The following is an 11,628-nucleotide window of genomic DNA, read 5'->3' on the forward strand; positions in this document are numbered from 1 at the left end:
CAAAAAACATTGGCGCCTTTTCATTAGCCGAAATTAAAATGTTAGCGCAAAACCAACAAAGTGCATGCGCCCTTCAAAATAACCATTAAGCAGATAATCATTGGCTAATCCCAGCCCTAAGCCATCTTGGCTAATGTCTACTTTACCTAAATCAGCAAACTCATAGAACATATCCAATTTTGTCTGACCAATCATGGTACTCGCCCCAACCGAATAACGTAACTGACTACCTACTGGGATATCTGGCGTTTGCTTACTTGCGTCTTCTTGAGGTGAGGTTTCATAAGACACACCCGCTTTCAATGTCCAATTAGGATTAATCGCATATTCTGCGCCAATCCCGTAATGCCAAACATCATCCCAATCGCGAGTTTGTGTTAAATCAACGGTCTTGCGATTACCGTTAACCGTGCCATCAAACAAGATTGGACTACTGTCCCAATCACTCCATTGATGCCATTGGATAGTCGACATAACCGCCCACTGAGCATTAATTTTGTAGCGTGCGCTGAAATCGGCAATCGCCACCAAAGAAGTGTCCATTTGGTATCTGTCTAGGGTGATTAGTGTGCCATCAGTCGGTAACTTCGCGCCGATATCTGAGTCTATATTGCCGTTAAAATCATGTTCTATTTTAGAACGATAACTCAAGCCAAGGGTTAACTGCTCAGAAGCTTGATAAACAACACCCGCGTTATAACCCAAAGCCCAATCAGTTTCACTTGCAAGATCGCTTTTCACCATCCGCGCGTCCATTGAAGCAAAATTAATTTGCGCGCCAACGGCAACGGACCATTGATCATTTAGCTTATAACTTAACGAAGGGTTAAATTGTAAAGTGAGTAAATTGATATTTTCCAGTTGTAAATCACCCGCCCAATTGGCACTGTAATCTAATCCTGAGCCTCCAGCCGTCGCCACCGCTAATCCTAAATGTAAGTCATCGGTTAACTGCTGCACATGAAACATGGCAGCTGAACCGATATAGTCTTGGCTTTTTCCGTTGCGGTCATAAGGGTTATCTTGATCATAATAATCAACCCCTAAATCTAAAATTACCCCGTTAACCGTCGTTTGATTGCCGTTCATAATCGACATCACCGCAGGGTTAACCCAAATTGATGCAGCAGAACCGGTATACACGCCATCTCCAGCCCCAGCAGTGCCCTGGTTAGCATACACAGCCTCTTGCAAAAATAACCCACTGGCGCTAACAGGTAAGCAAACTAACAATGCTAATGGCGATAAGCATAAAAGACGTAATTTCATGATGTCACTCCTACAGGATAATGTTGACATCATGTCATATCGAAATCGTGTTTTTAGGATATCCGTTATTCCATATGGAATTATCAGAATAAATACAGCTAATTAAAGAACACGCAGCCCAAATGCTATTGGTTTTCCATCAACCAACGAATGCATTTTCAAACGACAACACGCTATTACTAATAGTTGGTCAATGAATCATTGTTAATCTATCAAGCACGTTTTTCAGCATGCCAAGGGTTCTCGATACGCGCGGATACATGCTACACTCACGCCTTATTTTGATAAGGCTAATGGGCCTTAATACCAACAGTGAATGTGAACTAACATGAAACAACTGCTTGATTTTTTACCTTTAATCATTTTTTTTGCCGTGTATAAATTTGCCGATATTTATACCGCAACCGGCGCCTTAATTGCCGCTACCGCCGTTCAACTTGTCGTCACCTATTTACTGTATAAACACATCGAAAAAATGCATTTAATTACCTTTGCTATGGTGACCGTATTTGGTGCATTAACCCTGTTTTTTCATGATGATGCATTTATTAAGTGGAAAGTCACCATCGTCTATGGCCTATTTGCTGTGGGTTTAGCGGTAAGTCAACTCATGGGCAAACCAGCCCTTAAAAGTATGCTTGGCAAAGAGATCCAGGTAAAAGATACCATCTGGGCACACGTCACCTGGTATTGGGTCGCCTTTTTTATCATCTGCGGCGTTGTAAATATATACGTTGCTTTTAGCCTACCACTAGAAACTTGGGTTAACTTTAAGGTATTTGGTTTAACAGCACTGACCCTAATCAATACCGTGTTAACCGTTGTTTATCTCTTTAAACACATGGAAAAACCACCCGAAGAAACCCAGCCGTAATGGCAGAATGGGGAAAATTTTTTAACCCGATTTACATAACTATTTTGCTTTACATCGACCTTATAAAACAAATGGAGCCTTGACTATGTGGTATATGATTTCTTCTCAAGATGTTGAAAACAGTTTAGAAAAACGCTTATCAGTGCGCGCAGATCACCTTGCTCGATTGCAGACTTTAGCCGATGAAGGCCGTTTATTAACTGCCGGACCACATCCTGCAATTGATAACGAAAATCCAGGAGAAGCTGGATTTACCGGTTCATTAGTGGTTGCAGATTTCCCCTCATTAGAAGAAGCACAGGCATGGGCCGATGTCGACCCATATATTGCTGCTGGCGTATATAAAAGCGTTATCGTAAAACCTTTTAAGCGTGTACTACCGTAATGAAGATAGTCTCATTTAATATCAATGGCCTGCGTGCTCGCCTGCATCAATTACAAGCATTAATTGACAGTCACCAGCCTGACATCATTGGTTTACAAGAAACCAAAGTACATGATGAAGCGTTTCCAGTAGCTGATGTTGAAGCGATGGGATACAAGGTTCACTACCATGGTGGTAAGGCCCATTATGGCGTAGCTATGTTGTCTAAAGCCGAACCGTTAAAGGTATTAAAAGGCTTTGATAGTGATGCTGAAGACGCGCAGCGCCGATTAATCATTGGTCAATTTATGCAAGACAATGGCCGGGTATTGACCGTAATAAATGGCTACTTCCCCCAGGGCGAAAGTATTCATCATGAAACAAAATATCCTGCTAAGCGTAAGTTTTATCAAGATTTAATGACCCATTTAAATAACCATCATACGCCTGATGAAGATATCGCTGTTATTGGTGACATTAATATCTCGCCACTAGATGTAGACATAGGAATTGGTGAGCCCAATGCCAAGCGTTGGTTAAAAACGGGTAAGTGTAGCTTTCAACCTGAAGAGCGTGAATGGCTAAAAACCTTGCTAGATTGGGGGTTTGTTGACAGTTTCCGTCAATTACATCCTACGCGTACAGAACGATATTCGTGGTTTGATTACCGTAGCAAGGGCTTTGATGACAATCGCGGTCTACGCATTGATGTAATTTTAGCAACGACATCTTTAGCGGCCAATGTGGTCGAGTCTGATGTCGATTATGCGTTACGCGGCATTGAAAAACCGTCAGATCATGCGCCAATTTGGAGCACGTTTAAAGCTTAAAGCTGATAATACTCAGCAACAAAACAGACAAGAATCTTTGCTCTGGCGATGTTTAAAGGCTTAATCAAATCTGATTAAGCCTTTTTTATATTTGACCTCAACTCAGATTAAGAGATGAATAAAAATATTTAAAATTAAAATATTCCATCAGTTAAGTTCAAACTTGAACTTTGCCCAGATAACAAAGCAAATTTGCGTATCAATAGCTAGATTGCAAGTAAACTCAACACCGTTAGCGGTGCAAAGGGCTGGTTGATATGCATTTGTTCTTTCAAGCTAAGAATATGTAGTTACCACTGGTATTTGCCTACAGGCTAATGGCATCAAGGGCCAAATAAGTCGCGGCGCGCTCTGCGCTAGGCTGAGATAAATAAGGCACATAACCTAAATAAGGCGCGGTCATCATTTGCTGTAAACTTGCCAAATTGGCGGCTATTTCACTCATGTTGGCATCCACCTGATTAGCGACCCAACCCACAAGGTGTAAGCCATCGGCTTCAATGGCTTGTAACGTCAATAACGCATGATTCAAACACCCTAGCTTCATGCCTACCACTAAAATAACACCGATTCGTTCAGCATGATTGTGTTGTACATAAGCATCAAGCTGCTTAACACTGTCCGACAAATATTGATTATGGCCTAAAGGTAATCGCCAGCCTCCTGCGCCTTCAATTAACGCAAAATCAGCCGTTAGCATAGGCGTAGACAACAGGTGTGCCACAACCTCTTTAGCATCTAATACCCTTGCAGTATGCTGAGCGGCGATATGCGGTGCTATGGCAGGTTCAAATGCAATAGGGTTAACCTGTTGATAGCTTAAACCCATGTTCGACTGTGCCATCAAAGCTTGCGCATCGGCATTTCTCAATCCATCTGGCGTTAACTCACAGCCCGATGCAATGGGTTTAAAGCCACACTTATTGCCTTGAGCTAAATACAGTAACGCTGAAGAAATTAACGTTTTACCGCTATCGGTATCAGTACCCGTCACAAAGTAAATCATCTTTTACCTACTTTAAAGAAGATGTAAAACACCCATCATTATTGAACGTTAACGCTTTTGCGCGTGGATATAAGCAATATGGTAAGTCAAAGGAATGCCCTTTTCGCTGGCAAGTCCTTGTGCTAATAACACACGCTCTTGCCAAGCAGATTTTGATAATATCGCCCGTGATTGATTGCCGACCTGCCCCGCAGATGCACCAACGCCTTTAATTGAATACAATAAACTGCGTAAATCATCAAAATACACAGTCACTTTTTCAACTTTTGCCTGCAAAACCCTCCAACTGCTGTTGCACGAAGGTATCGATGCATCTTTAACACCAAAAGCACTTAACAAGCTGGGCATGCTGGCAAATTGGTTGGTTCTAAATCCTAATGTTTGTAGCTCAGGTAAACTGCCATCGGCCACGATGGCGAGATGGCAAAAACCGTTATCAACTAACACTCGCTCAATTTCATTCACGGCTTTTGGGAAATCTTCACACCATTGCAGCGCAAGATTTGAGTAAACACTGTCGACACTATTGCCTCTGAGCATAAGGGATTGCGCGTCACAATTAAGGATTGCGTACTGAGGGTAATTCAACTTCACCTGTTCTAACATGCCCGCTGCAATGTCGATTGCGGTGACGTTCGATACCTCTGAAAAATGCTTAAAACAAGTGCCGGGACCGCAACCAATATCGGCCAGATGGCCAGTTAATGTGGCATTATCCTGTAATGCTTTGGCTGTGATCCGCTGTAGCACATCATGTTGTTTATAAAAACTGGCCGCATGGGAAAAGGTATCGGCAACCGATTTATCTAACATCTATTGATTCTCAATGGACAGGTCTGTTAACAACAAAGCAAGCTGGGCAACAAGTTGGTTTATCTGAGCTGGAGTATGTTGAGCATTTAGCGTAATACGCAGTCTTGCGCGACCAGCAGGCACTGTGGGTGATCGTATCGCGCCAACCTTAAAGCCTTTTAGAGCCAGTGATTCAGCCACCGCCATAGTCAAGGAATTATCCCCAATAATAATCGGCTGAATCGCCGTCTGCGAGGCCGTCAACTTAATGCCCGCTTCGGTTGATAAGCGTCTGAACAAGGCGATATTACCATTAAGCTGAGACGGTAAATGGGGGGATTTCTCGATAAATTCAATTGCAGAAAATGCCAGATACGCATTCGCTGGGGACAAAGCGGTCGAATAGATATAGTGACGAGCATTCGCCACTAAAAAATCAATGATATCCTGACTAGCCAAAATTGCTGCACCTTGGCAGCCTAAGGCTTTGCCAAAAGTCACCACTTGAATATCAGCTTGTTTGGCGGTAATAGCGGCACAACCATGTAAGTCAACCACGCCAAAACCATGGGCATCATCAACAATCAACCAGCTGTTATGTTGCTGACAAAGCGCACTTAATGCTTTGATAGGCGCGCTATCGCCATCCATACTGAACACACTTTCGGTGATCAGTACATTGTTTGGGTGTTTGGCTAAAAGGTGGGCTGCACTGTCTATATCATTATGAAGGTAACGAACCAATTTAGCGCCGCTATCAACAATGCCATCAATAATTGAGGCATGCACTAGTTTATCGGCTATCACCACATCAGTACTGGTAAATAAGGTTTTCATCAGTGCACTGTTGGCACTAAAACCCGAACAAAACAACATGCAGGCTTGATGGCCGGTGATGTCACATAATTTTTGTTCCAGCAGCTGATGCGCTGCGCCATAACCACTGACCAGAGGCGATGCTTTACTGCCAACCCCATAGGTTAATGCGCCTTGATAAAGTGCTTGGGCTAATTCAACTGATGAAGCTAAGCCAAGATAATCATTGTGGCTAAAATCCACATTAATAACATTGGTATCTGTACCAAAGCCTAACAATTTTCGCTGACGCAATAAGCCAGTGGCCTGCTGCTGGGCTAATTGTTGGGTGATTTTATCAGTAAGCGGATGCGCCATTGTGATGCCAATTTATGATAATTTTAACTCAATGCAATGGCAACTGAATGCCATCGCAACATAACAGCCATGCGATTACCCGCCATACCTGCTCTATTCGGCTCAACGTTTACAGCGCTGCAGCATCATAAAACTGTTTAGTCGCCTTGTCTTTTTGGGCGCTGGCTTTGGCCACTATTTCACTGTCTTGATCAATATTGGCGACAGGACCTTGCTCAGGATGTAATCCTAAACGCTTGAATAAACTCATATCATCGTTTTCTTCAGGGTTCGGCGTTGTTAACAATTTACAGCCATAAAAAATTGAATTTGCACCAGCAAAGAAACACATCGACTGTAGTTCATCGCTCATGTTTTCACGGCCTGCAGATAAACGGACTCGAGATTTCGGCATGATAATACGTGCAACAGCAATGGTGCGGACAAACTCTAATGGATCTAAATCATCAATTTTTTCAAAAGGTGTGCCTGCTACTTTAACCAACATATTAATTGGCACTGAGTCAGGGTGTTGGGCTAAATTAGCTAACTGCTGTAATAGACCTGCGCGATCAGACGCCTGCTCACCCATTCCCACAATCCCACCTGAACAGACCTTCATGCCAGATGCCCGCACATTTGTTAAGGTATCAATGCGATTTTGATAGGTTCGCGTGGTAATAACATCACCATAATACTCAGGTGATGTGTCTAAATTGTGGTTGTAGTAATCTAAGCCAGCTTCGGCTAATTGATCAGATTGTTCTTTAGATAACATGCCTAACGTCATGCAAGTTTCCATGCCCAACGCTCTCACGTCTTTAACCATTTGGGTTAAGTAAGGCATATCACGGTCACGGGGATTACGCCATGCGGCACCCATACAAAAACGCGAAGCTCCTGCCGCTTTGGCGCTTTTAGCCTCAGTGATCACTTTTTCGATTTCTAATAAACGTTCTTTTTCAAGGCCAGTGTCATAACGGGCACTTTGAGGACAATATTTACAATCTTCGGGGCAAGCACCGGTCTTAATCGACAATAAACGGCTGATCTGCACTTCGTTAGGATCAAAGCTTTCACGATGAATACTATGGGCTTTAAACAGTAAATCATTCATTGGCAGTGCAAATAGCGCTTCAATTTCTGCTTTTTGCCAATCATGGCGAACTTCAGCTAACGACATGGATCATTCCTTTATTTTGATTTTATGTTGGCTAGGATACCTGTAGCCCGTAAACTGTCAACGCAGTGCACACCACAAACTTTACTAATGGTCATTTTATGAGCAATCTAAATTCTTCACAAGCTGCCGTTTCTTCACCGGGCTGTTCTTCAGAAATGGATCCCGCAATTGACTACGATTTTGATCGTCAGCATATTTGGCATCCCTACACATCAATGACTCATCCCATTGCTGCACAGGGAGTGGTATCAGGAAAAGGGTGTGAGTTAACACTTGATGATGGCCGAAAAATGATTGATGGCACCAGTTCATGGTGGGCATGTGTTCATGGCTACGGTCATCCAGATATTGTCGCGGCTATGCAACAACAACTGCATCAACTCAGCCATGTGATGTTTGGCGGTATTACCCACAAACCCGCCATTGATCTCAGTAAAGCACTAGTTGATATGACTTGCCCTACACTCACGAAAGTGTTTTTAGCCGATTCAGGCTCAATTGCCGTCGAAGTGGCTATCAAAATGGCACTGCAATACTGGCAAGGCCGTAATCAACCCACAAAACAAAAAATCATGACGGTGAAACGCGGATATCATGGCGATACCTTTGCCGCCATGAGCGTATGCGATCCCGATGGCGGCATGCATACTATGTTTGGCGATAACGTCACCAAGCAAGTATTTATTCCAGCCCCGCTAACGTCATTTGGGTTTAGTGCATTACAGCCAAGTGCAGACAATGCTAACAACACACTCGCTAAAGCTGATTCAGATGCCCTAACCCAGGCTTTTGCAAGCCATCATCAAGATGTCGCCGCAGTGATTATCGAACCCATGATGCAAGGTGCTGGCGGTATGCGCTTTTATTCACCAGCATATTTAAGCAAACTGCGTCAATTGTGTGATGACTATGATGTCTTACTTATTTTAGATGAAATAGCCACAGGCTTTGGCCGAACCGGAAAGTTATTTGCCTATGAGCATGCCAATATTCAGCCCGATTTACTGTGCCTAGGCAAAGCCTTAACAGGTGGATACATCAGCCTTGCCGCCACTATGTGCAGCGATGAAGTTGCTAAAGGCATCAGTGACTCGCCAGCAGGCGTGTTTATGCACGGCCCAACGTTTATGGCCAATCCCCTCGCCTGCGCAGCGGCAAATGCCAGTTTAAAGTTAATCAATCAACAGCAATGGCCAGCTCAAATCGCCAAAATTGAAATGCAAATGAAAGCAGAACTTGCCGACGCTATTGAATATGAACAGGTAAAAGATGTCCGAGTATTAGGCGGTGTTGGGGTGATTGAAATGCATCACACTGTCAATACCGCTAAATTACAACAAGCTTTTATCGCGCAAGGCGTTTGGATTAGACCTTTCAGTAATTTAATTTATATTATGCCGCCTTACATCATTAGCACCGATGAGCTGAGTCAACTCACCAAGGCGATGAAAGTTGTTGCAGCCAGCATCTCAGCGCCGCAAACACAATCAAATTCAGCGTTTATTAGCCATGGCTGAATAAGCATTTTAATTTCAGCCCGAACCAATCTTATTCAGCTGAATCATGTTAATAAACACTAAATTCTAAGGTTATTTTAAAATGCTTATTATACAAAGCTCTTTATTGCTGTTATTGCCTATCGTCTCTTTAATGGCGTTAATGATTTTGATATGGAGTTTAGTCAAAAAGCGCCACCCTCTTTTCTATAAAACATGTGTGTTTTTTGTTGTGAGTGTGATTCTACAAATTGTGTTTCGCCAAACTGAATTTTGGCAAGTTGACCGCTGTCTTGATAACGGTGGCAGTTATAACTACTCGTCAGCTAAATGTGAACACACGCCTACATGATGATCATAATATCGCGCATAGTAACATTTAGCCTAACTTCACTAAATTTAAATGCACTAAAATTAAATGCATTAAAATTAGATGGATATAAAACTAAGCGATGTTTGCTAACTTGTGCTTTTACATTAGAACAACTATATATAAAATACTGTTCACGACATGATTATCCGAAAAAGCAAATGAAAACGATTACAATCGCCGCTGTGTTTTTACTTGCTTTCCCAACATTGCTTTGGGCGAAAATACCATCAGAAATCACTTTAGCCACAACAACTTGGCCCCCATATACTTCCGGAGTTTCGCCTGAAAAACCCGGCATTGTTTATGAATATATGACCGAGATTCTGGCCCAAAATGGCATAAACTTGCGCATTGAAGCCTACCCTTGGTCTCGGGCAATCAAAATGGCAAGTGATAATAATGATATTCACGGTTTACTGACCGCCGTCTATGAAGAAGCCCCCAAGTTACTGTTTACCACGACTCCAATTATGAACTACAAGGTGAACTTCTATACTGCTATGGATAATAACTGGCGGTATCAAGATCAACGTTCACTTGATTCTATGCCTTCCCCTTTGTGTATTATTTTAGGCTACGGTTATGGATCGCCAATTGATGAGTTTATTCATAATGAAGCGAATAAACCTAAGATCCATACTCTAACAGGTGGAAATGCACAGCAAAGACTGGTCAAAATGCTTGAATATAAACGTGTCGCAGTCATTATTGAAGATGAGTTAGTTATTCAAAGTTATACCAACAACACGGCTAATATACGCTTTGCAGGAACCTTAAGCGACTCGCCTTTTTATGTGGCGTTCAACCCAAATCTAAGCTGGTGTCACGATATTGTCGCATTACTTAATAAAGAGTTGGCCGAACCTAAAAATATTCAGCGATTACAACAATTAGTCAGCGAATATACCGCAGAACAACCATAGAATTACAGCCAACATTCATACTTCTCCTAACTCAATAAAGCGTTTATTGGGCGCTATTAGCCGACACTCTTTGTTCAAAAAGTTGATGGCTAGGTGCTACTGGGCTCGCAACGACTTTAGCCCTAAACTTAACGAAAAATTCAAATGATGAATCAATAAAGAGTAGAGTCAGAGCAGTAAACGTTAAAAAGGAGTTGGACAGAAACGTTTTAGAAAAGCCAATGTTTCAATTTACTTTTTATAAAAGTTTATCCTGACCCCACTACATTCCTAACGCACAAACTTGAGAATATGGCCTTTAAAGGGATTAATCAGATATTCAGTATGAATAGGCTTTAAGTGAACCGACGTAAAGCCAAACTCAATCATTTTATTGGTAAGTTTATTTTTATTGCCTCTCCCTGGGTCGACTAAAATCATTTCGCTATGGGGTTTGGCGTGATCATTGATAAAGTTGGCTAATAATTCAACGTGCTCATCTTCATAAAGTAAATCGCTGCCAATAATTAAATCAAACAAACCTAAACTGTCGTCGCGATTAGCCCAGTCAGTTTGTTCATAAGTAATTGGGTTATCATTATTCAGCGTAGTGTTACGTAATAAAAATTTACCCACTTCTGGGTGGTAATCCGTTGCTGTGATATCTGCATGTTTTTTATTTAGCATCAAACTGGTTAATGCCATACCACAGCCAATTTCAAGTATGCGTTTTGTGCCCGTATCATAATCAGAAATATAATGCGCCAACACTAAACTTGACGGCCAAACAATGCCAAATATAGGCCAAGTGGCAGATGAGATCCCTAGCTTTTCGGCAATACCTTGAGGGTCATCAAATTCTTGATTATCACGAAGTGTGCAAAGGTGAATATCGGTTTTACCAAACTCAACGGTTTGGTAGCGTAAGCGTAGATTTGTCATTTGGCTGCCTAATAATTGGCGCTCAGCCAGGTATCTTTGATAAATGACAAAACGAAGGGACGTTAACGGTATACTAAACAGGCTTAAAGGCAATGTATTTAACCAAATATTGGCTTATTTAATCGTGCCGCTGAAATGGCAAAGGTATGAAAAGCGTCAAACAGCATTTTTTATTTTAAAGTCAATCGCCCTAAGCGATCCTCAATATGTGTTTGCATGCTGTTATTTCTAAAAGCACGATGATTTGACAGCTAACCGACAGACAAAATAGATGAATTTGTTAATTGACCCTCTTGGATGCTAAAGGTATTTGACTGCCAAAGCAGACAAATACCTATACCGTAACAAACAGGGCTCGCCTATTGGCTGGCGCAAGGCTCAAGTATATGTTGGAAACGCTATTTGGAGAAAAGTTAACTTTTAAGCACGGTTAGGCGCACAACCA

At 42.1% G+C, this 11,628-nt stretch carries 12 protein-coding genes; 6 read left to right on the forward strand and 6 right to left on the reverse strand.

All coding sequences use genetic code 11. The features are described from left to right. Positions 1-33: 33 nt before the first annotated feature. On the reverse strand, positions 34-1,269 hold the full coding sequence (locus NE535_RS01550) for an OmpP1/FadL family transporter (protein WP_261296926.1): 1,236 nt from the start codon (positions 1,267-1,269) through the stop codon (positions 34-36). 328 nt (positions 1,270-1,597) lie between these two features. Between NE535_RS01550 and NE535_RS01555 the strand changes: the two genes are divergently transcribed. From NE535_RS01555 to xthA, 3 genes are all read left to right on the forward strand, one after another. Then, entirely contained in the window at positions 1,598-2,143 is a 546-nt protein-coding gene (locus NE535_RS01555) for a septation protein A (protein ID WP_261296927.1), read from the forward strand. Between the two features lie 85 nt (positions 2,144-2,228). Further along, entirely contained in the window at positions 2,229-2,528 is a 300-nt protein-coding gene (locus NE535_RS01560) for a YciI family protein (RefSeq protein ID WP_261296928.1), read from the forward strand. Beyond that, a complete protein-coding gene (gene xthA, locus NE535_RS01565; protein WP_261296929.1) occupies positions 2,528-3,337 on the forward strand; it encodes an exodeoxyribonuclease III in 810 nt (269 codons plus the stop codon). The genes NE535_RS01560 and xthA overlap by 1 nt, the downstream gene beginning before the upstream one ends. Before the next feature lie 307 nt (positions 3,338-3,644). On the opposite strand, the gene bioD is transcribed toward xthA, so the two are convergent. The 4 genes from bioD to bioB all read right to left on the reverse strand — a co-directional run bounded on the left by bioD (position 3,645) and on the right by bioB (position 7,470). Beyond that, positions 3,645-4,340 carry a dethiobiotin synthase gene (gene bioD, locus NE535_RS01570; RefSeq protein ID WP_261296952.1) on the reverse strand — a complete coding sequence of 232 codons (696 nt, stop codon included), beginning with the start codon at positions 4,338-4,340 and terminating at the stop codon, positions 3,645-3,647. Between the two features lie 51 nt (positions 4,341-4,391). Further along, a complete protein-coding gene (locus NE535_RS01575; RefSeq protein WP_261296930.1) occupies positions 4,392-5,156 on the reverse strand; it encodes a methyltransferase domain-containing protein in 765 nt (254 codons plus the stop codon). Beyond that, positions 5,157-6,308 (reverse strand): aminotransferase class I/II-fold pyridoxal phosphate-dependent enzyme, encoded by a 1,152-nt coding sequence (locus tag NE535_RS01580; protein WP_261296931.1) that lies wholly within the window; start codon positions 6,306-6,308, stop codon positions 5,157-5,159. A 109-nt stretch (positions 6,309-6,417) separates the two neighbouring features. Beyond that, positions 6,418-7,470: a biotin synthase BioB gene (gene bioB / locus NE535_RS01585; protein ID WP_261296932.1), complete on the reverse strand. Its 1,053-nt coding sequence runs from the start codon at positions 7,468-7,470 to the stop codon at positions 6,418-6,420. A gap of 155 nt (positions 7,471-7,625) precedes the next feature. Between bioB and bioA the strand changes: the two genes are divergently transcribed. The 3 genes from bioA (at position 7,626) to NE535_RS01600 (ending at position 10,262) form a co-directional block, all read left to right on the forward strand. Further along, on the forward strand, positions 7,626-8,987 hold the full coding sequence (bioA, locus tag NE535_RS01590) for an adenosylmethionine--8-amino-7-oxononanoate transaminase (RefSeq protein ID WP_261296953.1): 1,362 nt from the start codon (positions 7,626-7,628) through the stop codon (positions 8,985-8,987). Positions 8,988-9,069: 82 nt separating this feature from the next. Next, on the forward strand, positions 9,070-9,318 hold the full coding sequence (locus tag NE535_RS01595) for a hypothetical protein (RefSeq protein ID WP_261296933.1): 249 nt from the start codon (positions 9,070-9,072) through the stop codon (positions 9,316-9,318). A 179-nt stretch (positions 9,319-9,497) separates the two neighbouring features. Further along, a complete protein-coding gene (locus tag NE535_RS01600; RefSeq protein WP_261296934.1) occupies positions 9,498-10,262 on the forward strand; it encodes a substrate-binding periplasmic protein in 765 nt (254 codons plus the stop codon). A gap of 270 nt (positions 10,263-10,532) precedes the next feature. Here the strand turns inward: NE535_RS01600 and NE535_RS01605 are convergent, their stop codons facing one another. Next, positions 10,533-11,183, reverse strand: a complete 651-nt coding sequence (locus NE535_RS01605) for a class I SAM-dependent methyltransferase (RefSeq protein ID WP_261296935.1) — start codon at positions 11,181-11,183, stop codon at positions 10,533-10,535. Positions 11,184-11,628 lie beyond the last annotated feature (445 nt).

It is taken from the genome of Shewanella holmiensis (genome assembly GCF_025370255.1).
GTDB lineage: Bacteria > Pseudomonadota > Gammaproteobacteria > Enterobacterales > Shewanellaceae > Shewanella > Shewanella holmiensis.